This window comes from Pseudomonas sp. GW821-FHT03C07 (assembly GCF_059420925.1).
Map to the genome: position 1 here is coordinate 91010 of NZ_JBWKUQ010000004.1, position 24499 is coordinate 115508.

The 24499-nt window shown below is 60.3% G+C and carries 19 protein-coding genes and 4 pseudogenes; 12 read left to right on the forward strand and 11 right to left on the reverse strand.

Annotation, left to right across the window (positions count from 1 at the left end):
• The first annotated feature begins 51 nt into the window (after window positions 1-51).
• A complete protein-coding gene (locus AC07VG_RS09635; protein ID WP_495003612.1) occupies window positions 52-990 on the forward strand; it encodes a class I SAM-dependent methyltransferase in 939 nt (312 codons plus the stop codon).
• 114 nt (window positions 991-1104) lie between these two features.
• On the opposite strand, the gene AC07VG_RS09640 is transcribed toward AC07VG_RS09635, so the two are convergent.
• Entirely contained in the window at window positions 1105-1380 is a 276-nt protein-coding gene (locus tag AC07VG_RS09640; protein ID WP_495003611.1) for a metal/formaldehyde-sensitive transcriptional repressor, read from the reverse strand.
• A 539-nt stretch (window positions 1381-1919) separates the two neighbouring features.
• On the opposite strand from AC07VG_RS09640, the gene AC07VG_RS09645 reads away from it, so the two are divergent.
• Entirely contained in the window at window positions 1920-3794 is a 1875-nt protein-coding gene (locus AC07VG_RS09645) for an ATP-binding protein (RefSeq protein ID WP_495003610.1), read from the forward strand.
• An 18-nt stretch (window positions 3795-3812) separates the two neighbouring features.
• Here the strand turns inward: AC07VG_RS09645 and AC07VG_RS09650 are convergent, their stop codons facing one another.
• Together AC07VG_RS09650 and AC07VG_RS09655 are read right to left on the reverse strand one after the other, a co-directional pair.
• The gene (locus AC07VG_RS09650; protein ID WP_495003609.1) at window positions 3813-4634 is read right to left on the reverse strand and encodes a cyclase family protein; all 822 of its coding nucleotides are present in this window, start codon (window positions 4632-4634) and stop codon (window positions 3813-3815) included.
• Window positions 4635-4733: 99 nt separating this feature from the next.
• Entirely contained in the window at window positions 4734-5636 is a 903-nt protein-coding gene (locus tag AC07VG_RS09655) for a LysR family transcriptional regulator (protein WP_495003608.1), read from the reverse strand.
• A gap of 95 nt (window positions 5637-5731) precedes the next feature.
• On the opposite strand from AC07VG_RS09655, the gene AC07VG_RS09660 reads away from it, so the two are divergent.
• The 9 genes and pseudogenes from AC07VG_RS09660 to AC07VG_RS09700 all read left to right on the forward strand — a co-directional run bounded on the left by AC07VG_RS09660 (window position 5732) and on the right by AC07VG_RS09700 (window position 13331).
• Window positions 5732-6697, forward strand: coding sequence for an NAD-dependent epimerase/dehydratase family protein (locus AC07VG_RS09660; protein ID WP_495003607.1), 966 nt, complete (start codon window positions 5732-5734; stop codon window positions 6695-6697).
• 138 nt (window positions 6698-6835) lie between these two features.
• Window positions 6836-8323: a hypothetical protein gene (locus AC07VG_RS09665; RefSeq protein ID WP_495003606.1), complete on the forward strand. Its 1488-nt coding sequence runs from the start codon at window positions 6836-6838 to the stop codon at window positions 8321-8323.
• 133 nt (window positions 8324-8456) lie between these two features.
• Window positions 8457-8609: pseudogene (locus AC07VG_RS09670) on the forward strand (acyl-CoA dehydrogenase family protein); the annotation flags it as partial.
• 14 nt (window positions 8610-8623) lie between these two features.
• Window positions 8624-8901: pseudogene (locus tag AC07VG_RS09675) on the forward strand (ABC transporter ATP-binding protein); the annotation flags it as partial.
• Window positions 8893-9024, forward strand: a pseudogene (locus tag AC07VG_RS09680) (ABC transporter substrate-binding protein); the annotation flags it as partial. The pseudogenes AC07VG_RS09675 and AC07VG_RS09680, both read left to right, overlap by 9 nt.
• Window positions 9010-9126: pseudogene (locus tag AC07VG_RS09685) on the forward strand (ABC transporter permease); the annotation flags it as partial. The pseudogenes AC07VG_RS09680 and AC07VG_RS09685, both read left to right, overlap by 15 nt.
• A gap of 351 nt (window positions 9127-9477) precedes the next feature.
• Entirely contained in the window at window positions 9478-11220 is a 1743-nt protein-coding gene (locus AC07VG_RS09690; RefSeq protein WP_495003605.1) for an ABC transporter permease, read from the forward strand.
• A gap of 15 nt (window positions 11221-11235) precedes the next feature.
• Window positions 11236-12558, forward strand: a complete 1323-nt coding sequence (locus AC07VG_RS09695; protein ID WP_495003604.1) for an ABC transporter ATP-binding protein — start codon at window positions 11236-11238, stop codon at window positions 12556-12558.
• Between the two features lie 458 nt (window positions 12559-13016).
• Complete coding sequence (locus AC07VG_RS09700; protein ID WP_495020931.1) at window positions 13017-13331, forward strand: hypothetical protein; 315 nt, start codon at window positions 13017-13019, stop codon at window positions 13329-13331.
• Between the two features lie 69 nt (window positions 13332-13400).
• Here AC07VG_RS09700 and AC07VG_RS09705 read toward each other — a convergent pair whose 3' ends face one another.
• The 3 genes from AC07VG_RS09705 to AC07VG_RS09715 all read right to left on the reverse strand — a co-directional run bounded on the left by AC07VG_RS09705 (window position 13401) and on the right by AC07VG_RS09715 (window position 16123).
• Window positions 13401-13979 carry a DUF4337 domain-containing protein gene (locus tag AC07VG_RS09705; RefSeq protein ID WP_495004347.1) on the reverse strand — a complete coding sequence of 193 codons (579 nt, stop codon included), beginning with the start codon at window positions 13977-13979 and terminating at the stop codon, window positions 13401-13403.
• A 93-nt stretch (window positions 13980-14072) separates the two neighbouring features.
• Window positions 14073-15908 carry a DAHL domain-containing sensor histidine kinase gene (locus AC07VG_RS09710; protein WP_495004348.1) on the reverse strand — a complete coding sequence of 612 codons (1836 nt, stop codon included), beginning with the start codon at window positions 15906-15908 and terminating at the stop codon, window positions 14073-14075.
• Window positions 15909-15997: 89 nt separating this feature from the next.
• On the reverse strand, window positions 15998-16123 hold the full coding sequence (locus tag AC07VG_RS09715) for a hypothetical protein (protein WP_495004349.1): 126 nt from the start codon (window positions 16121-16123) through the stop codon (window positions 15998-16000).
• 639 nt (window positions 16124-16762) lie between these two features.
• Between AC07VG_RS09715 and AC07VG_RS09720 the strand changes: the two genes are divergently transcribed.
• Window positions 16763-16978, forward strand: coding sequence for a DUF2790 domain-containing protein (locus AC07VG_RS09720; RefSeq protein WP_495020932.1), 216 nt, complete (start codon window positions 16763-16765; stop codon window positions 16976-16978).
• Window positions 16979-17164: 186 nt separating this feature from the next.
• Here AC07VG_RS09720 and AC07VG_RS09725 read toward each other — a convergent pair whose 3' ends face one another.
• The 5 genes from AC07VG_RS09725 to AC07VG_RS09745 all read right to left on the reverse strand — a co-directional run bounded on the left by AC07VG_RS09725 (window position 17165) and on the right by AC07VG_RS09745 (window position 24354).
• The gene (locus AC07VG_RS09725) at window positions 17165-18517 is read right to left on the reverse strand and encodes an OprD family outer membrane porin (protein ID WP_495004351.1); all 1353 of its coding nucleotides are present in this window, start codon (window positions 18515-18517) and stop codon (window positions 17165-17167) included.
• Between the two features lie 202 nt (window positions 18518-18719).
• A complete protein-coding gene (locus AC07VG_RS09730) occupies window positions 18720-20096 on the reverse strand; it encodes a nucleobase:cation symporter-2 family protein (protein WP_495004352.1) in 1377 nt (458 codons plus the stop codon).
• Window positions 20097-20400: 304 nt separating this feature from the next.
• Window positions 20401-21501, reverse strand: a complete 1101-nt coding sequence (locus tag AC07VG_RS09735; protein ID WP_495020933.1) for a DNA alkylation repair protein — start codon at window positions 21499-21501, stop codon at window positions 20401-20403.
• Window positions 21502-21566: 65 nt separating this feature from the next.
• Complete coding sequence (locus AC07VG_RS09740) at window positions 21567-22163, reverse strand: helix-turn-helix domain-containing protein (protein WP_495004354.1); 597 nt, start codon at window positions 22161-22163, stop codon at window positions 21567-21569.
• A 229-nt stretch (window positions 22164-22392) separates the two neighbouring features.
• Window positions 22393-24354 (reverse strand): oxidoreductase, encoded by a 1962-nt coding sequence (locus AC07VG_RS09745; protein ID WP_495020934.1) that lies wholly within the window; start codon window positions 24352-24354, stop codon window positions 22393-22395.
• Window positions 24355-24499 lie beyond the last annotated feature (145 nt).

Sequence of the window (24499 nt, forward strand, 5' to 3'; positions counted from 1 at the left end):
CGTACCCAGTAGTGCTCTGCTCAACATAGTGTGGAACGGGAATTCTAGAAGATGGAACGTGTCACGGATAAAGAGTTCAATGCGGCATTGCCGGTGATGCAAAAGCTGCTTTGGGCGGACCCACAGGACAGGGCGCGACTGCAAGCGCATGGCCTTAATGTCACCCCTGCCAATTTTTACGCCAGCACGCCATCGCTTTCCGAGATAGCCAGTTCCTACGAATACACTGAGTCAGAGCCGCCTTATTTGAATTGCGGCCTGTTCGACCCGGAACGGCTGCGGGCGGAGCTCAGCGAGCTTATTCCGTATGCGATCGATTTTACGCCCACGGAAGTCGGTGATAAGGAAACCTGCACTTCCTACTTTTGGAAAAACGGCCAGTTTACTTGCAGTGATGCGGTGGCGTATTACGCCTATATCAGGCGTATCCGCCCCAAGAGCATTGTTGAAATCGGCAGCGGCTTCTCATCGCTGATTGCCGTGGAGGCCCTGCGCAAGAACGGGACGGGGACACTGCATTGCATTGAACCCTTTCCAAGGCCGTTCATCACGGCCCTGGGCAACGAAGGGGCGCTTGAGCTGCAAACGTTGCGTGCTCAGGATCTGACCGTCGAAATGCTGAATGCCACGCTGGAAGATGGCGATATCCTGTTTATCGATTCCACCCACACGGTAAAAACCGGTAGCGATTGCCTGCATATTTACCTGCGTCTGCTGCCGAAAATCACCAAGAAGATATTTGTCCATGTGCATGATGTTTTTCTGCCCTTCGGTCTTCCGACGACATGGCTGATCGATCATCAGATCTACTGGACGGAACAGTACCTTCTGCTGGCGCTGATGATTGATAACCCGCGGACAAAACTGCTGTTTGGCAGTGCCTATCACAAGCATTTCAATGATGATCTGCTGAGCGCACTCATGCATGGTCGATTTGAAAGTCGCGGGGCCAGTTTCTGGTTTGAGTTTGATGGCCGAAGCAATGCCTAGGCTCTTCGGGCTTTGCCCTTTGCTGTAAGCCAGCCAGCACCCGCGCGTCACCCTGGGCGTGCCGGTCCTTTCCCCGCGGCGCGCTCCAGGCGGCCCTCACCAGGGCCGTCGAAGTCACTTCAAATACGAGCGCAGCGCCGACACCACGTCATCCACATCCTCGCGACGCTGGGCTGGCGTGACATCGTCCGCGCCCAGATGCTCGCGGATATGACCTTCCAGCACCTCGGCCATCAAACCGTTGATCGCCCCGCGGATCGCCGCGATCTGTTGCAGCACGGCGGTGCACTCGACCTCCATATTCAAAGCGTTTTCCAGCGCTTCGGCCTGGCCCTTGATACGCCTGACGCGGGTCAGCAGGCGCTTTTTATCCTTGATGGTATGCGGCATTAAATTGTCTCATTCTGTGTTATCTATACTGGGGTATAGTATATTTTGAGCGTGTCATCAGGACTGTAGCCCAATGTCTTCACTCAATGCTACTCATCAGAACTGCTATTCGAGAATCCATCAACGATGGAAATCCCCTGGCGGAGTCCAACACCCGGAGCGCCATGATCCTGACCGCCATCATGATGGTCGCCAAGAGCTTCGGTGGTGGGTACTACAATAATAAGCCTGGTGACGCAATTAACGGCCACGCCTGACGACTTCAAGGCACAATTGGCCATTCACGAAGAGCGGGTGCATGTCACGGTCGAGCTTTATCAAACGGCCTGATGGAGGGTCGCCCTGAGTAATGCTCGAACAAGTGGCGGTATAGTGCAGATAATCCGTGCTTTCACTTTGCATGACTTCGTTGGGGCTGCCCTTGGGGGCAGTCAATCCTCAAACGTTGTATTTCGCCCATGCTTGACTTATTCTGAGTAAGCAATGCATGGAGCGAGATTTCAGCGACTTGATGTTGATGGCAATGGAGGCCGTGACGCATGTTCAAAGTCAGACGTAATATAGGGATTTTATTATTTCTCTATATTGTTGGGGTCAGTGGTTATATTTATTATCTTCACGCTCAGGCCCAAGCTATCCTGACGCAGAGTATCAATGACAAACTTCTGCATGCCGCCTTGGGCGCTTCGGCTATTCTGGGGGATCGATATCATGATCATTTGGTCGACAGGAATTCGAAGTCCGAGGCAGAAGACTTAAGTACGATTCGCAAACTTTCCAGGTTTAACGAGTCCATGGGGACGGCGTTCGTTTATACCGTGGTGAAGCGGGGTGGGGACGCCATCCTTGTGAGTTCCAGTGCCTCGGCCAAGGAAGTCCAGGAGAACACCTTCGTACGCTTTTTCGACCCCTATCCGGATGCCAGCCAGGCCTTGCTTGATAGCTTCGAGCGGAGCACGCCGAGCTGGATCGACTACACGGACCACTGGGGTGATTTCCGTGCGGTCTTTGTTCCCTTGACGTCACAGGATGGCACCGTTTATGTGGCCGGTGCAGAAATTACGCTGGCGGACTATTACCGGCAACTCAATCAAGATTCCCTGCAGCATATCGTGCTTGCCATTCTGGTCTTTCTCGCCTTCAGCCTTTTGATTGTCATCGATGCCATACGCCTGCGAACTCATCTTCGGCAACTGCAAGTCAACGAGCAGGTGTTGAAACAGGCAAAAAGCGCCGCTGAAGAGGCGGATCGCATGAAAAGCCAATTTTTGGCCACGATGAGCCATGAAATTCGGACACCCATGTACGGCGTCATCGGCGCGACCGATCTGCTGGCCGCGACGTCCTTGAATCCAGAGCAAAGTGACCTGCTGACCACTATTCATAGCAGTGGCAAGACCCTGTTGTCGCTGATTGACGATATTCTTGATCTCGCCAAGATCGAGTCAGGAAAACTGGACCTGAGGCCTCGTGTGTTCGAGTTGCGTACGTTGATTGCTTCCAGCGTTGAAATGGTTCGGCAAAATATTCAGGACAAACCCATTACGCTTGACGTCACGGTGCAGCCGAATGTGCCCTTACTGGTTAAAACCGACGCTGATCGCCTGCGTCAGGTATTGATCAACTTGCTGGGCAATGCGATCAAGTTCACTGAAACAGGGGAGGTGTCGCTGACCGTAACCTTTGGCGACGATAGCGCTCAATCCCGACTCTGCTTTTCGGTCCGTGATACCGGTATCGGCATTCCGCTGGAGCGGCAAGGCAGTCTGTTCAAGCCCTTTACTCAGTTTGAAGGATCGACCAATCAGCGCTTTACCGGGAGCGGGCTCGGTCTGTCCATCTGCAAGAACCTGATCGAAGCCCAGGGTGGGGTCTTGTCCTTCAGTAGTCAGTTGGGTGTCGGCTCGACGTTTTCCTTTTCGCTGGCGAACGAACCTTTCTCTGACTCGGAAATAGCCTTTGCAGTCGATCGTCCAGTGGTGGTTTTCGATTCGTCGTTTGCCCGACATTACCCGCTGGATATCCTGCTGGTTGAGAACCATCCGTTGAATCAGAAGGTGGCCATGGCCATGCTGCAGACGTTGGGTTATACGCCCGATCTGGCGTCAGACGGTCTCGAGGCGCTCGAGCTGTGCATGACATCGACTCCAGATGTCATCCTGATGGATATCAACATGCCGGGTATGGACGGCCTGGAGGCCATTCGCAGCATACGTGGGCTGCCACTGGGCGACAGGTGTTACATCGTGGCTTTTACCGCGAGTGCCTTTTCGAACGAAATAGAGCGTTTCAGGGGCGCTGGGGCCAATGATATTTTGACCAAGCCGGCGAGCTTCCTGGGCTTTTGCGAAGTGCTACGCCGTTCGGCGGACTACCGGAAGCAGTTCCATACCCGTGCCCCGGTAGCCGAATAATCTCTCGTCAAAACCAGATCAGGGCACAAACGCCAGCACGGACGCGGGGGAGCCGGATCCGTCTTTGAGCCTCAGGATACCAATGACCAGCGTTGTACCTTTGGCGGGCAACTGGTCCAGATTGGTCAGGCACTCGAGGATGATTCCACTTTTCGCCAAAACCAGGCTGTTGGTGGCAAATACCGTGTCCTGGCCTGGATCGGCCCCGTGGGTGTCGATACCTACCCCCGCGACCTGGCGCTCCTCGACCAGCAGTTTTGCCGTGGCGGCGCCGACTCCGGGGAAGTGAAGGCCGCCTTTGTCATCTTCATTGAAAAAGCGCTTGGAGTCGTTCCACAGGGCTTGCCACCCGGTATGGAAGAGCACCACGGAACCCTGGGCGATGCGACCATGATCGTGTTCCCAGTTCTTGATGTCTTGAGGACTGATCACATAGTCGGGATTGGCCTTTGCTTGCGCCCGGACATCGATCACCACGGCCGGCCGTACCAGCGACTCCGGCTTGTAGGCATCAATCCCGATGCCGTCGGGATGAAAGCTGTTGGGGGCATTCATATGGGTTGCGCTGTGTTCCCCCATGCTGAAACTGCGCAAGTAGTAACCGTCTTTTTCCTGTGAGGCCACTACATTGAAGGCGACGGGAGGATCGTGCGGCCACAATGGTATGGACGGGGTAATGACGTGGCTGAGGTCAATGACTTTTTGAAACTGGATACTCTGCATTCCCTTGACTCCCTTCTCCTCGGCGAAGCTGTAGTTGATACCGGCCGCCAGCCATGCCGTCAGCAGTCCGACAGATATCCGCCTGAGCCGCACCTTGTGTTGTTTTGATAGTTCCATGACGTTACCTACTCCTTTGGCAGACCAGGGTGCTTTTGCCCATGGTGCCGGCGGAGTCTATCCATTCTTTGTGCCATGACGCCAAACAGATTCGCGGGACTAGGGTGTGGGGGCAAGGCGAGTGTGAGCCAGCAAACACTCCACCAGCGCATCGAAGGTCGCCCTGCAACGGGGGCTGGTGCGCAGGTCCTCGTGCATGGTCACCCAGGTTTCCAGCTGGAACGTGAACGGCTCCGGCAGCAGCCGCAACAGTGCTGGCGTGCGGATCGCCAGCGCCCGCTGGCAGATGCCGATGCCACAGCCGGCGCGGATCATCGCCAGTTGCGCCAGGGTGCTGTCGGTGCGCAGCGTGAAGGCATCACGGTTCCAGTTGGGCAGCTGTTTGCTGGCGGCGCGGATGAAGGGGGTGGTGGCATCGAAGCCGATCAGCGCATGGCGCGACAAGTCGGCCATTGCGCTGGGCGTGCCGTGTCGTTGCAAGTAATCCGTGTGTGCGTAAAGCCCCAGTTCCACTTGGCCGACACGTCGGGCGATCAGTTGATCCTGTTTCGGTACGGTCATGCGCACCGCAATGTCGGCCTCCCGTTGCAGCAGGTCATGCACCTTGTCGGTGGCCAGCAGCTCGATTTTGAGTTGCGGATGCTCCTGGCGCAGTAACGCCAACGTGGGCGGCAGGACCTCGACAGCGATGACTTCACTGGCGGATATCCGCACCGTGCCGTTCACCGCCTGGCCCTGGCCGGTGGCGGCGCGTTCCAGCGCGGCGGCGGTGTGCTGCATGGCTTCGGCATAGCCGCGCAACGCCAGGGCGGTTTCGGTGGGCAGCAAACCGGTTTGCGAACGGGTGAACAGCGGTTGCTTGAACGACGCTTCCAGCGCGGCGATATGCCGGCCCACGGTGGGCTGGGCAATTCCCAGCGCCCGTGCGGCGCCCGAGAGCGAGCCCTCCGTCAGTACGGCAAGCAAGGTTCGGTACAGTTCCCAACTCATGGTTTTGTCCATGCATAAATGTATGGCGGATAGCTTGTGCTATGCAATTTATTTCCTGGAAGGGCAGGGCCAGACTCTGCCCATCGTTACCTTCCTGGAGAATCGACATGGCAGCACTGAGCAACAAGGTTTTGGTATTGGGCGCCGGCGGCGGCATCGGTGGCGAAGTGGCGCGGCAACTGCGCGATGGCGGCTGGCAGGTGCAGGCGCTCAAGCGTGGCTTGGCGACGGCGGCTGAACAGCGCGACGGCATCCAGTGGTTACGTGGTGATGCCCTCAACCGTGCCGACGTGGTGCGGGCGGCGCAGGGTTGTAGCGTGATCGTGCATGCGGTCAACCCACCGGGTTATCGGCATTGGGCCGAGCAGGTGCTGCCGATGATCGACAATACGATTGCGGCGGCGCGTATTGCCGGCGCTACCGTTGTGTTGCCGGGTACGGTCTACAACTACGGCCCGGATGCCTTTGCCGCGTTGGACGAACAGGCGGCGCAGCGTCCGGTGACGCGCAAGGGGCGTATTCGCGTCGAGCTTGAGCGGCACTTGCAGGACGCGGCGCAGGACGGTGTTCGGACGATTGTGCTGCGGTCGGGCGATTTTTTCGGGCCGCGGGCCGGCAGCAGCTGGCTTTCCATGGGGATGATCAAACCGGGGCGGGCGGTGAAAGTGATCAATCTGCCGGGTGATCCGGGTGTCGGTCATCAGTGGGCCTATCTGCCGGATGTGGCGCGGACCATGGTCGAATTGTTGGCGCAGCGGGAGACCTTGGCGCCTTTCGCGACCTTTCATATGGCTGGACATTGGGACGCCGACGGCACTCAGATGGCGGCCGCGATCAACCGCGTGGTCGAACGCACGGGCGGCCAGGCGAAACTGCGGCGTTTTCCCTGGTGGCTGGTGGTATTGGTCTCACCGTTTGTGACCACCTTTCGCGAGATGCTGGAGATGCGCTACCTGTGGCGTAAGCCGGTGCGCATGAACAATGCCCATCTGTTGAGCGTATTGGGGACGGAGCCGCATACACCGCTGGACCAGGCAATGGAAGCGACGCTGAAGGGCGTGGGCTGTTTGTAAGGGGGAATGAATGGAACCGGCGTCACAGCGCTGACAATTTTTCGACGGGAGTCTGCTGTTCACGAGCAATAAAAATTTACTCCCGGCGAAAGAAATGCGAAAAGCTTCTCAGCCTTTTCCATGGATTCGGATCCCCTCATGCCTCGATCAAAGTTGTTCACCAAGCTGTTTGTCGTGTTGTTTGTCGGCGCCGGGCTTTGGTACATGTGGATGATTGCCAGCGCCAAGCTGGAGTGGGGCGGGAGCAGCCCGGACAAGCAGCAGATCGGTGCCGTGCAGGACACCCGGCAGCGCGCGATGACCCAGTACTGCACCGGCGTGGTGGTGACCCCGCGGGGCACTTGGCTGGTGGGGCGTCTGGAGGGGGACGCGAAACAACTGCAACCCACCGCCGACGTGGTGGACCTGGATGCCGTGCTTCATGGCAAGCCGGTCGAGGATAAGGATCAGGCGCCGGAAGACGCGGGCGCCTTCTCCGGCTTTCTCTCCCCCCGGGACAAGGAAACCTCCTTTATTTCGCGTTTGGACGCTCAAGGCCAGTTTCAAATGGTGGCCCATGTTGGCGACGCCGCCTGTCTGGTGGCCAGCCCGGATGGGGCCAGTGTTTTCCTGCTGACGGGGCTTAACCGACCTGAAGCCGCTACCGCGAGCAGCGATGACATCAGCCAGACCGTGGTCTTTCGCAGCGACGACCAGGGCAAGCACTGGAGCTGGTTGGCCAAAGGTCTGTTTCCCAAGGCCAACCAACTGGCCTGGAACCTGAAGCCCTACTTTCATGGACAGGATGAAGTCTGGGCCTGGGGAACCCCGAGCGGAACCGACAACGAGAGCGGTGAAGACCAGCCGGGGGCCATCTCCACCGGCGTGTTTTATTCCGCTGATCGCGGCGTGAGCAGCACCCCGATAGTCGCCGCCGAGTCGCTGTTGGTGTCGACCGAGTATGCCCAGGGCAAGCGGCCTGACATTGTCCAATGGCGTGACTCCGGTACCTATGGAGAAATCCAGACCTATGTCACCCAGCTGGATGCACAACGGGCGTTTATCTGGGTTTCGCAACGCTTCTGGGGGCGCGATCCCGACGCTGAAAGCGCCAGCCTGGCGATCAACATCACCACCCGGGCACCGTTGCAGCGCAAGGCGGGGCAGTGGCAGGTCGGGGCGGTGCAGCGCGAGGAAGGTCTGTTTATCGATGCCTTGGTGGAGAACGGCGCCGGGCGCGTGATGGGCCTGATCGACCAGGGCGAGCACGGCGAAGACGTGGTCGCCGAACTGGATACCGTCAAGCTGGCGTGGCAGCCCACGGGTGAGTTACCCAGTGTGTTTTCGCCGTTGGCGTCGAACAGCCAGTTACGCGAAGGGAATTTCTGGATGGGGCAGAACAGCCTGCTGATCAACACCACAAGCGAACACCGGCCGCCACGTTGGCTCTACTGGTGGTCGGACGCGCGCATCTCCGCTGACGGAGTGTTCTACTCCAAGGACTGGGGGCGCTCCTGGCAACGGCTGGCGGTTGACGGTTACCTGGGCATTCTCGGCTTTCAAGGCGCGCAGGACCGGGTGATCTGGGCCAAGGGCAATTGGTACAACAGCAATGACGGCGGGATTTATTCCTATGGGTTGCGGTGAGGGTTGGGTTGTCTTGTGGTTGGTTTGCAAGACGGATCGCTTTCCCTTGAGTGAAATTTCCTAGAGACTTCTACCCTGTTGCTCCTGGCAGAACCGGTGGCTAGTCTGCATCTTGTCACCGTAAAAAACGGTGATACAGGCCAGCGGCGGAAAGGCCTACCTGAGTGAACACGGCAGTGGTTTCGCCCGCCGTTGGCGTGAGTCGGCCTTCGTGCCGATCATGACTCCGAGCCTGGTGCAATTGCGCGCCGAGCTGCAACGCCAGGCCCGGGAAACGGCGGCATGAGCGGGCCTGTGCTGGAGGCCCGGCAGCCGCGGGTATTGTTCCTCGACGAGCCCTTCGGCGCGCTGGACGAAGTGACCCGCGCCGACATGCAACAACTACTGCTTAAGGTGATCGCCGAGCACAACACGGCGGCGGTGTGTTGATCACCCATGACATCGATGAAGCCCTGCTGCCGTCCGAGCGGATTCTGCTACTGGGTCACAACCCGGCGCGGACCCTCGACGAGTGGCGTATCGACTTGCCTCAGCCACGTGCCGAGCTGGTGGAGGAACTGTGCGTCCTGCGTATCGACTTCCAGCCGTATCCGTTCCCCAGCTACACCGAGGAACTGGCCAAGCGCCTGAAGAGCACCCTGATCGAGGGCGACAAGGGTTTCCTCGCTGGCCTCGATCCGCAGCAGACTGCCCGCCGCCTGGCCTATTCGGAACTGATGGCCATGGTGCTGTTGATCGGCGTGCTGGGTTTTATGCTCGATGCCCTGGCGCGAGGCCTGCATCGGCGTTGGGCGCATGCCTGAGGCTATCTGCTCAATTTATAGGGAATTTACATTACTGTAACAATTTGAAATGTATAATCTCGCGCTGAACCACTTCCTCACGTTCCAACCGCCACCCCCAGGAGATTCGAACTTGGACCCTGCCCATTCTCGGTGGGCCACGTAGCGGGATTTACAAAGGGATACCGCTGGTGCGCGGCCGTCGCCCCGGTATCCAGTCTGTAGCGTTCAGTACGTGGCCTTGCCCCGACGATTTTCCAACCACTTCTTCAGAATGTGCTGTGCTTAGACTGCCGGCGCCGTGCCGCTTCGTGCGTTTGTACCCTGAAGTTCGTGGGCCTGTATTTCAGAACGCTGCTGGAATCATTGACGATGAATAAAGTATTACGCCATTACATCCCGGCAAGTACCCGGCGCTTGCTGCCCAATCGTTGGGACTTGATCGCGCTGCCGCTGGTGGTGGGCTTCCTGCTGTTTTTCTCGATCGGCGCACGGGAAACCTGGGCACCGATTTCGACCCTGCAGACCCAGGTGATCTCCCTCGATCCGGCCAACCTGCCGGAATATGCGATACGCACCACCCTGCGGATGCTCGCGGCGATGGTCGCGGCGTTGATCTTCACCTTTCTCTACGGGACCCTGGCGGCCAAGAGCAAGCGTGCCGAGAAGCTGCTGGTGCCGGTACTGGATATCCTCCAGTCGGTGCCGGTGCTGGGCTATATCTCGTTCACTGTGACCTTCTTTCTCCTGCTGTTTCCCGGCCGGGTGCTGGGCGCCGAGTGCGCGGCGATCTTCGCGATCTTCACCAGCCAGGCCTGGAACATGACGTTCAGCTTCTACCAGTCGCTGCGCATGCTGCCGCGGGACCTGACGGAAGTCTCCGAGAGCCTGCAATTGTCCGGCTGGCAGAAGTTCTGGAAGCTCGACGTGCCGTTCGCCATGCCCGGGCTGATCTGGAACATGATGATGAGCATGTCCGGCGGCTGGTTCTTCGTGGTGGCGTCGGAGGCAATTACCGTCGGCGACAAGACCATCACCCTGCCGGGTATCGGTTCCTATCTGGCCACTGCCATCGAACAGCGGGACCTCACCGCCGTGGGTTATGTGATCCTGGCGATGGTGGTGGTGATCCTGGTCTACGATCAATTCCTGTTCCGCCCGCTGGTGGCCTGGGCGGACAAGTTCCGCATGGAAGACACCGCGGCCCAGGGCGGGGCGCCGGAATCCTGGGTGCTGAACCTGATCCAGCGGACCCGGGTGATCCAGCGCCTGATCCGGCCGCTGTCGCGCGCGGTTACGCGTATCGGTCATCTGCGTCTGAGCCTGCCCCGGGTCAAGTCTCGGGTGAGTGCCCCGAGCCCATCGACTTCGCGGGTGATCGACTGGGTCTGGGGCTTGTTTATCGGTTTGCTCGCGGCCTATGCGCTGTATCACATCTTTATCTATGTCAGCAGCGAAGTGACCCTCGCCGATGTCGGCGAGGTGATCGGCCTGGGCGCGATCACGCTGGTCCGGGTGACCTTGCTGATCGCCGTGGCTTCGGTGATCTGGGTGCCGTTGGGGGTGATGATCGGCCTGCGTCCGCACCTGGCCGAGAAGATTCAGCCGTTGGCACAGTTCCTCGCGGCGTTTCCGGCGAACCTGCTGTTCCCGGTGTTCGTCATCGTGATCCTGCACTACAACCTGAACCCGGATATCTGGCTGAGCCCGCTGATCGTGCTCGGTACCCAGTGGTACATCCTGTTCAACGTGATTGCCGGGGCCAGTGCCTTCCCCAACGACTTCCGCGAAGCCGCCGCCAACTTCCATATCCGTGGCTGGCAGTGGTGGCGCAAGGTCATGTTGCCGGGGATTTTCCCGTACTACGTGACCGGTGCGATCACCGCCTCCGGTGGTGCATGGAACGCCAGTATCGTTTCCGAGTTTGTTTCCTGGGGCCAGGACAAGGTGGCGGCCCATGGCCTGGGGGCTTATATCGCCCAGACCACGGCGGCCGGCGACTTTCCGAAAATCACCCTGGGCGTAGTGGTCATGTCGGTTTTCGTGGTGGCCTTCAACCGTTTGCTCTGGCGGCCGATGTACGCCATCGCCGAAAACAAACTTCGTCTGAATTAATTCCGAGCCGCTCTTATGAATAGTCATATCGAATACACCAGCAGCGCCCGTGAAATCTACTCGCTCACCAACGTGAGCAAGGGCTTTGGCAATGGCAAGGATGAGCGTCAGGTCCTCAGCGAAGTCGACCTGCACCTGCACGAAGGCGAAGTGGTCGGGCTGCTGGGGCGCTCGGGCTCCGGCAAGTCGACCTTGCTGCGGATCATTGCCGGCCTGATCCAGCCGACCTCCGGCGAAGTGCTCTACAACGGCGAAAGCCTGGACGGGCCGGCCAAGGGCGTGGCGATGGTGTTCCAGACCTTCGCCCTGTTTCCCTGGCTGACCGTGCTGGAAAACGTCGAGGCCGGCCTGCAGGCCTTGCAGGTCGAGCCCAAGGAAGCGCGTAAGCGGGCGTTGGCGGCGATTGACCTGATCGGCCTCGACGGTTTTGAAAACGCCTACCCGCGCGAACTCTCCGGCGGCATGCGCCAGCGCGTGGGTTTTGCCCGCGGCCTGGTGGTCAACCCGACCCTGCTGCTGATGGACGAGCCGTTTTCAGCCCTCGACGTACTCACCGCGGAAAACCTGCGCACCGACTTGCTGGAGCTGTGGAGCGGCGGGCAACTGCCGATCAAGTCGATCCTGATCGTGACCCACAACATCGAGGAAGCGGTGCTAATGTGCGACCGCATCCTGGTGCTGTCGTCCAACCCCGGGCGTGTGGTGGCGCAGATCAAGGTGCCGTTCGCCCACCCGCGCAACCGCCTGGACCCGATCTTCCGCAAGATGGTCGACGATATCTACGCGCTGATGACCAACCGTCGCAGTGCCGATGAGCGCACTGGCAAGGCCGAGTTGCAACTGGGCAGCCGCCTGCCGGAAGTGCCGACCAACCTGATGGCCGGTCTGATCGAAGCCCTGGCGGCCGAGCCGTATCATGGCCATGCCGGTTTGCCGAACGTGGCCGAGCGTTTGCTGCTGGAGGTCGATGACCTGTTTCCGGTGGCCGAGATGCTCGAGCACCTGGGTTTTGCCGAACTGCGCGGGGCCGATATCAAGCTCACCGACTCGGGCAAGCGTTTCGCCGAGGACGGTACCCAGGAGCGCAAGGTGATGTTTGCCGAGCACCTGTTGCGCACCGTGCCCCTGGCGGCGCGGATTCGCCAGGTGTTGCAGGAGCGTAATGGGCACTGGGCGCCGCGGGTGCGTTTCGAGCAGGAGCTGGAAGACTCCCTCAGCGAAGACTTCGTCGAGCAGACCCTGGAAAGCGTGATCAGTTGGGGCCGTTACGCCGAGATCTTCTCCTACAACGACACCACCGAAACCTTCAGCCTGGAAGACGTGGAAGGCGAGATCTGACACAAACCTTGTAGGAGCTGGCTTGCCAGCGATGAGGCCCTGGAGCCTTGCGCCGTCCATTCGGACGCCATCGCCGGCAAGCCGGCTCCCACTATTTTCGGTTCGCTCCAACAATATCGCCATGCGCCCCCCTTGTAGGAGCTGGCTTGCCAGCGATGAGGCCCTTTAGCCTTGCGCTGCCCATTCGGACGCCATCGCCGGCAAGCCGGCTCCCACAAATTTTGCGGTGTTCAGGCCAGTGTGTAGCCGACTGCGAAACCCTCGCAGATCCGCGAAATCCGAAGTTTTCACCTGGCCATAACAGGTCGCGGACATGCCGGGGATTAACCTCTCCCTCGCCTCCCGTTGTTTTGGAGGTGGGCCAGTTTGAAGGGTCGAGACAGTAAGTCGTAGTGAATCGTGTGCCGGTCGACGTCATGACCGGGCACGTCTGCTGATCCCAATTTAAGGAGAGTCCGATGTCCATCGGCGCAATTCCGGCTGCAAACCCTGTTTCTGTGCGTATTGCCGGTCAGTCCCAGGCGACCCCGACCCCTGCGGAGAAAACTTCCACGACCACCGCCACGACCACCGCCAACGTGGCCACCGATGCCTTGAAAGAGGCGAACGAAACCGCAGCACAAACCGCCCAGGAAGCCAGCCATGGCGACCGCGTAGCGCAAAAGCTGGTGCAAAAGCACCTGCATCACAACGCCACGGCCACAGCCGCGCCGAAAGCCGTTTCCAACGGTAGCGGTCAGCCGATCGGCGAAACCATCAGCACCAAGGCGTAAGCTGCGGTCACACGGCTCCATCAGTCAGCCCGGTCGGTACCGGGCTGACCGACGCCGGGCGTTACCGTTTCAAATATGCAACGCGGCCAGCCCGCCGAGCACCACGCTGACACCCGCGGCGGTGTAGGCCAGGCGCTTGAGCCATTCTTTACGGGTCAGCAGGGTGATTGCCGCCAGCGAAATGGCAATCTGGATCGCCGTCATTGCCTGAGCCCAGCGATGATGCTGGTGCAGGACCTGCTCGGATTTGTCATCCCATTCGCGACTCTTGGCTTCCAGGTCCTCGGCTTTCTGCCGTACGACTTCCTTTTCCTTCTTGTAGCGCTCGACCTCGGCCGTGTAATGCGCGGCATCCAGGCCCGGAATATGGCTGGCCATCTCGGAAAGGTTCTGCCGGCTGGACTTGGCCTGGTAGTAGTTCCACTGGTTGGCGGCCTCGGTCTTGAGGATCGCGGCGTTGTTCTTGTCCATCGCCGCTTCGCTTTCGGTGGAGCCGGCCTGATAGCTGAGCATGGCGCCAATGGTGGCCATGATCGCGGTCATTACCGCGATCCGGCTGGCAAAGCCGTCACCGCGAGCATGGGCGTGTTCGGTGGTGTGTTCGACGTGTTTTTCGTGAGGGCTTGGGACTTCGAAGTTTTCAGTCATCAGAGACGGATCTTTGGGTGAAAAAGGGCTGAGGCAAGTGTAAAGCGAGCGCTGGCAGAAGGCTCTCTCTCAATGATGAATATTCGAATACGCCTAGGCCGGGGAGACGTTCGCCGAAGTCTGCTCCTCTTGCATATGAAGGGTCTTCAAAGGGATCTCCAGGGTGAACAGCGCGCCCTTGCCCGGCCCGTCGCTGTGTACATAGAGGCGGCCGTCCATCTCGATCGCCGCCAGGGCACAGCTGTGCAGGCCGAAGCCGTGGCCGTCCTTGCGGGTGGTGAAGCCGTGGGTGAAGATCCGTCCGATGTTTTCCACCGCAATGCCTTCGCCTTCATCCTTGACGCTGATGCGCAAGGTCTTGCCGTCGACCACCCGCACGCCCAGAGTGATGTCCCGTTCGCGGTTGGTCAGGTCGGACACCGCGTACTTGGCGTTGCTGATCAGGTTGATCAGGATCAGCAGCAGGCGGTGCTTGTCGCCGAGGATGATCGGCACCGGCTGGTAGTCCTTGAGCACCGTGACCTTGTGCCGGTGCAGGGCCCCCGAGTTCATGCGCAGGGCATCTTCGAACAGGTCGGTGATGTTCACCGGCTCCAGCAACTTGGCCGCGCCAGCATAGGATTGCTGGGTGGCGACGATTTCCTTGATGTGGTCGACGCTTTTGCTCAGCTGTGCCAGTTCCTGGACGATTTCCGTCTGTTCGGTGGCGATGGCCGCCGCCAGTTGGTTGAGGTAGGCGGGCAGCAGCTTGCCTTTTTCGTCGTGGCTGACAAAGTTCCCGAAGTCGTCGGTGTGTTCGTTGATCAACTGCACCGCCTTGGTCAGACCCTGGGCCTTGCTGGAGCGGATCTTGCGGGTTACCAGATCAGCGGAAATGTTCACGCTGTTGAGCACGTTGCCGACGTTATGCAAGACGTTGGTCGCAATTTCCGCCATGCCGGCCGTGCGGGCGGTGTCCATCAACTCGCTCTGCGCTTCCTTGAGCTCGCGGGTACGCTCTTCGACCCGCTGTTCGAGGCGTTCGTTGGACAACTGCAAGGCGCTGTTCATCTGGTTGATCAGCGCATAGCTGCGCAGTTGGCGAATGATCAGGTAGAACATCAGCATGGCCATGAGGGCGGCGCAGACACTGAGATAAATCAGGTACTGGCGGTCCTGCAGCTCCGCGCGCCGCTGGATTTCATTCAACAGTTCGTTGATGCCGTCCAGGCTCGGGGCGACCGGGATGAAGCCAATGCGGTCGAGCAGGTCATTGACCAGCGGTTGTTCGCGCACCACCACATTGGCCTGGTCGATCAACTTGTCGATGGCCGGGCCCAACGCCGCTGGCAGGCTGCCTTTTTGCGCCGTCAGGTGCTGGATCTGCCGTTCGATCTTGTCGGCTTTGCCGTTGGACACGTGTTGCGCATATTCCAGCGCGCTCAAGGTCAGTTTCGAGGCGCTGTAGAGCACGCTCAGGGTTTCCACCGGGTGCTCGACGCTGAAGGGTTCCAGGTCGGTCTGGATGCCGTCTTCGATCGACGACAGGGTTTCCAGGTCATCGCGCAAGGCGGTGTTGTGGGCCTGGAACTGTTCGATCAGCTTGTTCTTTTCCGCCGTGGCGTCCAGGTAGGCCTTCTTGCGCGCCTGCCAGATGCCGGAGTTGTCCAGGGAACTGTTCTGCGCGACCAGTTGGTCCCAGCGCCGGCTGGAGTCAGCGATGGGGATGCTGAGCAGGTTGTAATTGTATTCGTCGCTGATCCGGGTCTTGAGCAGCTTGGCGTCCAGCCGGGAGTCCAGTTGCTTGAGCTGGCGGATCAGGTCGCGGGACTCGAAGTAGGTGGAGGTTTCCCGGGAAAAGGCCTTGAGCAGCAGGAATGCCAGGAGGCTGACGAGAATGACAAACAGGGTGACCAGCGCCGCACTTCTGTATCGGCTCCATCGCATCATGGCGTACTTCCTGGTTACGGTTGACGGGGCGGCTTGGGGCTCTTTTCGCAAAGTGTAGTGCCGCTGCGTCTCCATGTGCTGGAAAAGTATCATTTCTTTGCATGGGCGGTGTTCCCAGGGTGGGCCTCCAAGGGTTTTATCAACTGCAGTTGCTGGCGGTACTCGTCGGTGATCTGCCGGGCCTCGCTGTTGCCGGTGATCACCCGTGTTGGCATTGGGTATTGCCGAACAACCACGGCAGGCCGGCGTCGACCATCCAGTCTTCAGACGAACGGCTATCCGAACTGTCATTTCTGACAGTAGGCGACCTGAGGGTTTGCGTCTAAGGCACACACTCAAACAGGGCGTGATCAAGGCCGGTGTCCAACTCTGAGGGTGGGGGGGAGGCGGGTAGTACTGTTGGTTTTAAGAAGAGGAACTCCATCAGCGTTTCGACCGTTATTAATTTTTCATACACTACTGAAAATTTTGATTTTGCACCAGGCGATGAGCTCCCTCCGCCAACCCCGCTAGCCCAAAGTGCTATCCGAATAAAGCATTGGATAGAATCAAGAATAAATTGGGAGCTTGCTGAAACTGAGTGTAATACGGCCCACCGTTGCTCGGTGAGATCAGGGCTGTCCGTTAGGGCGTGTCATGTTTCATGAATATTTCGTCATCTTTCCAGTGGGCGAAAGCGATGGCCAGCACTAGATAGAATTCAATTGGCTAAGTGTCAGGGTATTTATAAAATATTAGTTAATGAATGCTGCCATTTCCTTAATCCATAGATAATGGTCGATTGAGAGCCTGCGCAGGTGCAGTCTGCCCAGCGCGGCGGGTTATTCCCTATTTCTCATATCGAGTCAGTTGCCATGAATATCTATACGAAGTGTTTGACCGTTGCGGTCTTCCTTTTCAGTGCCCAAGCCTTTGCCTTGGACAGAAAAGACATTGCCGAAGTGATCCGCGTGGACTCCGATCCTTATGCCTGCGGCATCGTCGACGCGAAGATGACCTACAAGACCCCGAGCGGCGAGATCAAGGAGTACAAGTACAAAACCTGGGGCAGTGGTTGTTCTGGGGATTGAGTGAACGAGTGGGTTGATCAGCAGCCTGGATTATTGAAAACACCACATCACCTAATGTGGGAGCGGAGCTTGCCCGCGAAGCTTTTAGCGGCCTCAAGGGTCTCTTCGCGAGCAAGCTCTGCTCCTACAAGGACCGTGTTCGACCCTGATTGAACGACATCAGGGTTTTCCCGGCCCCATGGTTTCTTACCAAAGCGGGATCACATAACTGACGTAGAAGCGGTTTTCGTCCTGGATCGTCTGGCCGGTGATATCCGGACTCGCATGGGCATTCTGCCAGCGCACGCCGAGGCCTTTCAGCTCGCCGGTGGGGACGTTGTAGGCCAGCGAGATATCGCGTTCCCATTCATTGGCGTCGGGGTTGGCTGGCGTGCGAATCTGGTCGCCATGGACGTAGGTGGTGGCAAACACCAGGCCGTCCACACCCAATTGGGCGAAGTCATATTTGTACTGGGCCAGCCAGCTGCGCTCGCCGGCGTGCTGGAATTTGTTCAATTGCATGTTGGTCAGTGCCGGGGTGTCGGCGCCCGAACCCGGGCCCTGGAGTTCAGCGCCGCTGTTCAGGCCGGAGTCCAGGTATGGGAAGTCGCTGTTGCCGCTGTTTTTCTGCACGCCGAGGCCGACGGTGTGGCCGGCCAGGCTGTAGCTTTCCATCAGACTGATGGTCGACTGGTTGATCCGGCCCTTGGTCAGGCCATTGCCATAGTAGCCGGCGGCCGCGTACTGACTGTCGCCATCGGCGTTGCCACCGGTGCCCAGGCTGCGGTAGGCGCGCAAGTCGCTGTCGATGGCGCCGACGGGCAGGGCGTCATGCCGCTTGGCTCCGAGGAAAGCCTGTTGGTAGTAATCCGACAGGTTCGAGTACCAGGCGCTCAGGGTGGTGCCCGGGATACCCGCGTAGTCGGCACCGCCGTAGAGGAAACGATCGCTTTTCTTGCTGCCGCCGGCGGTGATCATGCCGGTGTCGCCGGTTTCGTTGCGGATCTTGGTCTGGGTGATATCACCGACGGTGAAGGTGAAGTTGTCCAGGTCCTTGGACACCAGTTGCGCGCCGGTGTTGGTCTGGCGGTACAGGCGACCGTCGGTGTTGGCCAGCATCGGGTTGTTCTGGTACAGGGTACCGACGCGCAGTTCATCCTTGAGGAAGCGCGCCTTGACGGTCGGGCTGAGCACGCCGAACTGGTCGACGGACTTGCCGTTGTCCAGCGGGAACATACTGCCGGGGTAGCGACCCTGATGGGTCTTGTCGTCCAGGTCGCCGCCGGAATCGAGCTTCAGGCCGTAGAACGCCTGCAGGTCCAGACCCAGGCCGATGGTGCCTTCGGTGTAGCCGGACTTGAAGTCGAACTGGAAGCCCTGGCCCCAATCGTGATAGCTCTTGGCCTTGGCCGTGCTGCCACTGACGCCTTGACCATCCTGGTTCAGGTAGCGGTTAAGGAGGGTCACGTCGGCGTGACTGTCATCGATGAAGTCCGCATGGGCGTAGATCGTGACACTCGCCAGGGCGGCGCCCACTAAGGGGCTCAACAGCTTGTTCATTGGGTTCGGATCCTAGTCACAGAATTGAAATAAGAGCAGCAAACTCTTGAAACAATTAAAGGGTCGGTATGTGACAGTTCCGAGTCAAAAGCCCTCTGCAGGACATGAACTTTAGTTTAATAAGCACCTGATTTCGGTCAGGTTTTTTTCCTGCTGGAAGGCTCAAGACAGCGCCTTTCAAGGCCGTCGCCGGTGTCGCTCATCAGGCTTTTTGCACTTCGGGCAGGAACCCGTTCAGCAGCAGCGCGCAGATGCCGCCGGTGGCCACTCCGGACTCCAGGACGTTACGCAGCGCCGTCGGCATATGGGCGAGGAATTCCGGTACCTGGGAGATGCCAAGGCCGAGGGCCAGGGACACGGCGATGATCAGCAGTGCACGGCGGTCGAGGTGGATGCTGGCGAGGATATTGATCCCCGAGGCCGCCACCGCGCCGAACATCACCATGGCCGCGCCGCCGAGCACCGGCTCGGGCACCGCCTGGATCGCGCCGGCCACCGAGGGGAACAGACCGAGCAGCACCAGCATCAGGGCGATCCACTTGCCGATATGCCGGCTGGCGATGCCGGTCAGCTGAATCACCCCGTTGTTCTGGGCGAAGATCGAGCTGGGAAAAGTGTTGAACAGCCCGGCCAGCAACGAGTTGGCGCCGTTGACCAGCACGCCGCCCTTGATCCTCTGCATCCACAACGGACCTTCCACCGGTTGACGCGAGACCTTGCTGGTGGCGGTGACGTCACCGATGGCTTCCAGGGAGGTCACCAGGTAGATCACCAGCATCGGAATGAACAACGCCCAGGAGAACCCAAGACCGAAGTGCAGCGGCGTGGGGACCTGGAACAACGCGGCCTCGTGCATGCCGGTGAAGTTCAGGCGGCCCAGGTAACCGGCGAGGACATAGCCGACCGCCAGGGCGATGACGATGGCGCAGCTGCGTATCCACACCAGCGGGATACGGTTGAGGAGCACGATGATCGCCAGCACCGCGCCGGACAGCAGCAGGTTCTCGCCATTGGCGAAGGTGCCGTTGGCCATGGCGCTGAAGCCGCCACCCATGCTGATCAGGCCGACCTTGATCAGGGTCAGGCCGATCATCAGCACGACGATGCCGGTCACCAGCGGGGTGATCATGCGTTTGACGAAGGGCAGGATCCGCGAGATGCCCATTTCGACGAAGGAGCCGGCGATGACCACGCCGAAGATCGCCGCCATCACTGCTTCCACCGGCGTGCCCTGCTTGACCATCAACGCGCCGCCGGCAATCAGCGGGCCGACGAAGTTGAAGCTGGTGCCCTGGACGATCAACAGCCCGGCGCCGAAGGGACCGAAGCGACGGCACTGGACGAAGGTGGCGATGCCGGAGATCACCAGGGACATCGAGACGATCAGGTTGGTGTCCCGGGCCGAGACGCCCAGGGCCTGGCAGATCAGCAGGCCGGGGGTGACGATGGGGACGATGATCGCCAGCAGGTGCTGCAGCGCCGCGAGGAGGCCGAGCGGCAGGCTGGGGCGGTCCTCGAGGCCGAGGATCAGTTCGCTGGCCTGGGGCTCGGCGGCGGGCGGAGTCTGGAGAGCGGTCATGGCGGGGCTCTGGAAAAAATGAGGTCGCGATTCTACTGCAACACCATTCGGTTGCGTGAAGCTCAATCGGTAGCTGCCGACCTTGAGATCGCCATCGCCGGCAAGCCGGCTCCCACAGGTTTTGTGTCAACCCCGAAGTGTGCGCACGACCGCAGACATTGTGGGAGCTGGCTTGCCGGCGATGAACGATAACGCGGTTTACCTGATGCGTTGCATTGCCCCTGTCACCTGCAAGCTTGCCGGCGATGAACGATAACGCGGTTTACCTGATGCGTTGCATTGCCCCTGTCACCTGCAAGCCGGCTTATTCGAGAAGATCGAAACCGCTGCTGCCCAGGCGCTCGCCATTGACCAGCAAATGCACGGCGTGATGACCGCTGTAGTGCCTGCGGGTGGTCAGTTCGCGGATGTGTTGGCGGCGGCTCAGGGTTTCACTGGCGCCGGCGGCCAGGTTCAGGGTCTTGAGCTTGAAGACCTTGCTCGAGGTGGCGCCCGAGGCCTTCACGTAGTCGATAGCGTAGTCGATCACCAGCTTCTGGCTGGCGGCTGCGCTAGAGGCCAGGGTGAAGGACAGGGTGACGCTGTCGCCGAGGCGGATCACCGCGGGCTCGACCATCAACTCCAGCACTTCGACCTGGGCCTTGGCGCCGGCACCCATCAGCGTGAGGGCGCGCGGATTGCCCTGTTTGATCAGGCTGCGCAGGGCATGACGGGCGATCCAGGCGGTGCGCGGATCCTCCAGTGACCAGCCTTCGATCAGTTCCAGCACCCAGTCGGGATGCTCCTTGGTGATGTCGTTGAGGTGGTTGGCCACCGATTTGCGTACATACAGACTGTCGTCAGCCTTGAGGGTGTCGAGTATGCCGGCGGCGAGGCTCGGGTCGGCCTGGATCCGCGCCAGCCGGAAGGACCACGGCAGACGCGGTCGCGAGCCTTCGCTGGCGAGGCGGCGGACATGTTCGTCGGGGTCCAGGGACCAGGTTTTCATCACCGCGAGGGTGCGTTCGAAATCGTTGAGCAGGAAATGCCGTATGGCGAACTCCGAAGAGCCGAAGGCGGTGAAGTACTTCAGCGCGTCCATCGACCGTTCGAAGTCCTTGGCCCCGTAGCTCGCCACATAGTGCGGCAGGCACATGCTGACAAAACCGCTGTTCAGGCGCGGGGCGAGTTGGCGCAGTAGCTGGAGGGACTGCTTGTAGCTCAGCGGCAGCACCGCGTGCAGGCTTTCGCTGACCCGGGCCAGGCGCTGCATGATCGACAGTTCGCCGAGGCCCTGGTGGGTACGGCTGATAAAACCGGCGCTGTCGAAATCGGGGTACACCGCGCGCATTTCGTTGGCGATATGCAGCAGGCGTTCGCTGTTGAAGATTTCCTTCAGCGCCGGGGCGGCTTGTTCGGTACTCATGGCGGGACCTTGTCGGGGTTGGGTCTAGACGAAAACGTTCGGCGCAGGCGGTGTGGGGACAGTGCCTAGAACGTTGGCGGAGTGATGACCCAGATGACCACGGCATCGACTTCGCCGGGGTTGCCGTAGCGGTGCGGTTCCTGGCTGGAGAAGCTGAAGCTGTCGCCCTCGGCCAGTTGGAAGTGGCGATCGCCGACCCACAGCTCGAAGATCCCGGACAGCAGGTAGCCGGCTTCCTCGCCCTCGTGGCTGTAGCTTTGCTGGCTGTAGGTGCCCGGCGGGAAGCGTGAGTGGAGGATTTCCAGTTGGCGGTTGGGTTGTGGGGTCAGCAGTTGGTCGACGATGCCGTCTTCGTAGTGCACGCTCAGGCGGCTGTTCTTGCGCACCACATAGCCGTTGTCTGCGGGCGCGGTGATGGCCTCGCTGGCGAAGAACCACTGGATGGTCACGCCCAGGCTGCGGGCGATATTGAACAGGGCCGGGATCGACGGGTAGGCGAGGTTGCGCTCCAGCTGGCTGATATAGCCGGCGGTGAGTTCGGCCTGGGTCGCCAGTTCGGTCAGGGTCATGCCACGCCGTTTGCGCAGGCCGCGAATGCGCGTACCGAGAAACTGCGGGCCCGCGGCGGCGCTGTCACCGGCGGGCGTTGGGGCGTTGCTCATGGCCTGCTCCAATCCTTGAAAGGGCTGCAGTATAAGGCACTGGGCGAGTGCTGCGGATGTGGCGAGCGGGCAAGACCTGATACCGATCATTGAAGGCCGAACACCGTAACTGTGGGAGCGGAGCTTGCCCGCGAAGCTTTTGGCGGCCTCAAGGGCCCCTTCGCGAGCAAGCTCTGCTCCCACAGGGAGCGTGTTCGATCTTAAGTAATCTGCCCGCTCGTCACGGCGCTCAGATCTCCCAGGCGACCTTCAATCCCTCGTAGATCGCTTCCTCCACCGTGCGCGGCGCCAGGCAGTCGCCGATCCGGCGGAACTCCACCAGCCCCTGCAACTCGTCGCCCAGGGTGTCGACCGGTTGATGCCCCTGGCACAGCACCAGGGTGTCGACCTCTTCGAACAGCATCGGCTCGCCACTGGCGGTATGTTGCAGGTACACGGTGCTGTCGTCACACCCATAGAGCCGGGCATACGGCGTGATGGGAAGGCCCAGGCGGTGCAGCTCGCCGGCCAGTTGATCGCGTACATACAGCGGCAGGCTTTCGCCGCAATGGGTGCCGTTGACGGCCAGTCGGACCTGATGCCCGGCCCGGACTAGACGCTCGGCAATCCCTGGCCCGATCCAGTCGCAACGCCAGTCGACCACCACCACCGAACGGCCGATCTTCACCTCGTCACGCAGCACCTGCCAGGCATCCACCACCTGCAACTCACCACCGCGCTCGAAGGCCGGCCAGTAAGGTTCGGCACCGGTGGCGACAATCACCAGGTCCGGCTTCTCGCGTTCGACCAGGGCCCGGTCGACCCGGGTATTGCGCACCACCCGTACACCCGCCAGTTCCATTTCCCGTTGCAGATTGGTGCTGGCGCCGCCGAACTCACTACGGCGGGGCAGCAACTGCGCCAGCAGCACCTGGCCGCCCAACTGCGAACTGGCTTCGTACAAGGTCACCTCATGCCCGCGCCGCGCCGCCACGGCCGCCGCCTTCATCCCCGCCGGACCACCGCCGGCAATCATCACGCGCTTGCGCTGTGCCGTGGCGATCAACTGCCCGTACTGCAATTCACGCCCAGTTTCCGGATGCTGGATGCAACTGATCGGCAGACCTTTGTGGAAGTGCCCGATACAGGCCTGGTTGCAGGCGATGCAGGCGCGAATATCTTCGCTGTGGCCGCTGTTGGTCTTGTTCGGCATCAGCGGGTCGCAGATCAGCGCCCGGGTCATGCCGCAGACGTCGGCCTGGCCACGGGAGAGGATCAATTCGGCCTCCTGCGGCTGGTTGATCCGACCGGTGACAAACAGTGGAATCGACAGCCTGGCCTTGAACGTGCCGGCTTCCTGCGCCAGATAGGCGGCTTCGATGGCCATCGGCGGGACAATGTGCACCGCGCCGCCAAGGGACGCCGAGGTGCCGGCGACGATATGCACATAGTCCAGCTCGCCCTGCAGTTGCACCACGGCGGCCAGGGATTCGTCCTCGGTCAGGCCTTCGGCATCGCGCTCGTCGGCGGAAATCCGTAGGCCGATGATGAACTGCTCGTCAGTGGCCGCGCGCACGGCGGCGATCACTTCGCGGAGGAAACGCAGGCGCTGCGCCAACTCGCCGTTGTAGCCATCGGTGCGCCGGTTGAGCCGTGGGTTGATGAACTGCGCTGGCAGGTAACCGTGGCTGGCGACCACTTCCACACCGTCGATCCCGGCCTGGTGCAAGCGCCGCGCCGCCGCCGCGTAGCCGCCGACAATCTCGTCGATCATCGCCTGGTCCAGCGCCCGCGGCATGACCCGGAAACGTTCGTTGGGCACGCAGGACGCCGAGTAGGCGACCGCCAGCAGGCCGTCGCTGGATTCCATGATTTCCCGGCCCGGATGGAAGATTTGCGACAGCACCAGGGTGCCGTGGGCATGACAGGTCTCGGCCAGCCGCCGATAGCCGTCGATACAGGCATCGTCGGTGGCCATCAGCACATGGGCGGTGTAGCGCGCACTGTCGTGCACTCCCGCCACCTGCAACACGATCAGGCCGACACCGCCCTCGGCCCGCGCCCGGTGATAGGCGATCAATTGCTCGTTGACCCGGTTGTCGGTGGGCATGGAGGTGTCGTGCCCGCTGGACATGATGCGGTTCTTCAGGCGCTTGCCACGGATCTGCAGGGGTTCGAACAGATGACGAAAGGCGTGTGGCGACGTCGACATGGCAAGGCTCCAGGCGGCCCGGGTTCAAGGACGGGCGGTTGTTATTATTGTTCCATAAAAATTTACCTGTAGTAAAAAATCAACTTGTTTTTTTACTTTGCCTTGGGTTAGCTTCAAATCACGCCTGATGGCCGGGCGTACCTCA

Coding starts and splice junctions, on each gene's coding strand:
- AC07VG_RS09635 (WP_495003612.1), top strand. CDS start 52: ATGGAACGTGTCACGGATAAAGAGTTCAATGCGGCATTGCCGGTGATG.
- AC07VG_RS09640 (WP_495003611.1), bottom strand. CDS start 1,380: ATGCCGCATACCATCAAGGATAAAAAGCGCCTGCTGACCCGCGTCAGG.
- AC07VG_RS09645 (WP_495003610.1), top strand. CDS start 1,920: ATGTTCAAAGTCAGACGTAATATAGGGATTTTATTATTTCTCTATATT.
- AC07VG_RS09650 (WP_495003609.1), bottom strand. CDS start 4,634: ATGGAACTATCAAAACAACACAAGGTGCGGCTCAGGCGGATATCTGTC.
- AC07VG_RS09655 (WP_495003608.1), bottom strand. CDS start 5,636: ATGGACAAAACCATGAGTTGGGAACTGTACCGAACCTTGCTTGCCGTA.
- AC07VG_RS09660 (WP_495003607.1), top strand. CDS start 5,732: ATGGCAGCACTGAGCAACAAGGTTTTGGTATTGGGCGCCGGCGGCGGC.
- AC07VG_RS09665 (WP_495003606.1), top strand. CDS start 6,836: ATGCCTCGATCAAAGTTGTTCACCAAGCTGTTTGTCGTGTTGTTTGTC.
- AC07VG_RS09690 (WP_495003605.1), top strand. CDS start 9,478: ATGAATAAAGTATTACGCCATTACATCCCGGCAAGTACCCGGCGCTTG.
- AC07VG_RS09695 (WP_495003604.1), top strand. CDS start 11,236: ATGAATAGTCATATCGAATACACCAGCAGCGCCCGTGAAATCTACTCG.
- AC07VG_RS09700 (WP_495020931.1), top strand. CDS start 13,017: ATGTCCATCGGCGCAATTCCGGCTGCAAACCCTGTTTCTGTGCGTATT.
- AC07VG_RS09705 (WP_495004347.1), bottom strand. CDS start 13,979: ATGACTGAAAACTTCGAAGTCCCAAGCCCTCACGAAAAACACGTCGAA.
- AC07VG_RS09710 (WP_495004348.1), bottom strand. CDS start 15,908: ATGATGCGATGGAGCCGATACAGAAGTGCGGCGCTGGTCACCCTGTTT.
- AC07VG_RS09715 (WP_495004349.1), bottom strand. CDS start 16,123: ATGCCAACACGGGTGATCACCGGCAACAGCGAGGCCCGGCAGATCACC.
- AC07VG_RS09720 (WP_495020932.1), top strand. CDS start 16,763: ATGAATATCTATACGAAGTGTTTGACCGTTGCGGTCTTCCTTTTCAGT.
- AC07VG_RS09725 (WP_495004351.1), bottom strand. CDS start 18,517: ATGAACAAGCTGTTGAGCCCCTTAGTGGGCGCCGCCCTGGCGAGTGTC.
- AC07VG_RS09730 (WP_495004352.1), bottom strand. CDS start 20,096: ATGACCGCTCTCCAGACTCCGCCCGCCGCCGAGCCCCAGGCCAGCGAA.
- AC07VG_RS09735 (WP_495020933.1), bottom strand. CDS start 21,501: ATGAGTACCGAACAAGCCGCCCCGGCGCTGAAGGAAATCTTCAACAGC.
- AC07VG_RS09740 (WP_495004354.1), bottom strand. CDS start 22,163: ATGAGCAACGCCCCAACGCCCGCCGGTGACAGCGCCGCCGCGGGCCCG.
- AC07VG_RS09745 (WP_495020934.1), bottom strand. CDS start 24,354: ATGTCGACGTCGCCACACGCCTTTCGTCATCTGTTCGAACCCCTGCAG.